The sequence below is a fragment of the Campylobacter sp. LMG 17559 genome, from assembly GCF_024723605.1.
Taxonomy (GTDB): Bacteria; Campylobacterota; Campylobacteria; order Campylobacterales; family Campylobacteraceae; genus Campylobacter_D.
Window position 1 is genome coordinate 1 of sequence record NZ_JANQCZ010000053.1, and the last position, 581, is coordinate 581.

At 25.8% G+C, this 581-nt stretch carries 2 protein-coding genes; both read left to right on the forward strand.

What is annotated here, in order from left to right; translation table 11 throughout:
* A partial coding sequence (locus tag CAMP5082_RS08265) for a hypothetical protein (protein WP_337206435.1) occupies positions 1-355 on the forward strand: 355 nt, incomplete at its 5' end.
* Positions 352-581, forward strand: a 230-nt coding sequence (locus CAMP5082_RS08270) for a hypothetical protein (RefSeq protein ID WP_337206436.1), incomplete at its 3' end; no start/stop codon positions are given. The genes CAMP5082_RS08265 and CAMP5082_RS08270, both read left to right, overlap by 4 nt.

The window sequence follows — 581 nt, forward strand, 5'->3', positions numbered from 1 at the left end:
AAATGATAATGATTTTGAAATAATAGAAATTGTAACATATATTAATCTATTGATTGGCTTAGATGGTGCGTTTGCTAATAATATGTATCTAAGAGAACTTTCAATAGCTCCTATTTGTGATTTAAATAATCCCAAAACCATAGCAATTCTAAATGGCATAGAAAAAATTAATATTGCAGTTGATAGATATATCAATCTTATAAATTCAAAAATTAAATTTATTGCCTATAAAGATGATTATCTTAAAATGAAAATAGAAAATATAAACAATAATTATCCAAAACTCAGACTCGGTCAAAAACAAATCAATAAACTTAAATCCATACAATCCAAACTAAAAGAGTGTAAACAATGAACGAAGAATTGCAAAAAGAAGAATTACCTAGAAAAAAATTAAACGAAACAGAAAAAGATTTGCAAATTCCTTTAAAAGATGCGGGTGTAGATGAAATAGGAGAAAAACTACTTAAAGAAGTAGAAGATGTAAATAAAACGGAAAATTTTATGCATCAAAATGAAGTTCAAGCCATGAAAGGTATCACTGGTTTTTTAGATAATGTAACAGATATTGGCTCTAAAGA